Raw genomic sequence first — 821 nt, 5'->3', positions numbered from 1 at the left:
ACCCATTAAGTTAAGGAATTTATTTGGAATGGTGCCATCACAAAGGACCAAGGTGCCGCCACCGGTTCCATGCTCTTTGGCAATTTTTAGTACTTTTTGACCAATACCATGGTTTACAATAGCGAAAAACGCCACTGATTCTACAGTCATCAATTAACCCCCTTATTCATCAATTGCTTTATTGTCTTTAACGCGTAATTTATAGATTAAACCTAGGATTTGAACCATCAACACTGGGGTCATTGCCACCATTGCGATGATACCAAAACCATCTACTAATACATCTGCTTGAGGTAACGTTGCGGCTACACCTTGAGCAAAGGCCAAGATAAATGTCGCTGTCATCGGACCAGATGCTACCCCACCAGCATCGAAGGCGATACCTGTAAACAGGTTGGGTACGTAGAAGCTTAATAAGATTGATAAGCCAAATCCTGGCAATAGGAAGTGCCACAATTCAACGCCTGGTACCATAATACGGATCATTGACATCATCACGGCTAAACCTACACCAATCGACAAGGAGAATAATAACAACTTATTAGGAATATGTCCACCGGTTACGTCCTCTACTTGGTCACCAAGTACGTGTACCGCGGGTTCAGCTAATACAACTACTAGTCCCATTACTAGACCAATCCATGGTAGTAAGGCTTCATGGTTAGTTGCTAATTCAGTTGCAAGGTAACGGCCCATGTCCATAAATCCTTGGTTAACCCCGATTAAGAAGAAAGTTAAACCAATCAAGACATAGACAACCCCAATAGCAATACGGCGTAATTCACCTTTATTGATTCTTCTATAAAAATAAATCATAATTC

The 821-nt window shown here is 41.3% G+C and carries 1 protein-coding gene; it reads right to left on the bottom strand.

What is annotated here, in order from left to right; genetic code table 11:
• Nucleotides 1-162: 162 nt before the first annotated feature.
• Nucleotides 163-821 (bottom strand): DUF1538 domain-containing protein (locus ACRCJ0_RS16705; RefSeq protein ID WP_431391281.1); only part of this gene is annotated, 659 nt, incomplete at its 5' end.

It is taken from the genome of Aerococcus sp. L_32 (assembly GCF_050689315.1).
Note: the sequence above shows the minus strand (reverse complement) of the source record. Positions and strands in the feature narration are given on the sequence as shown.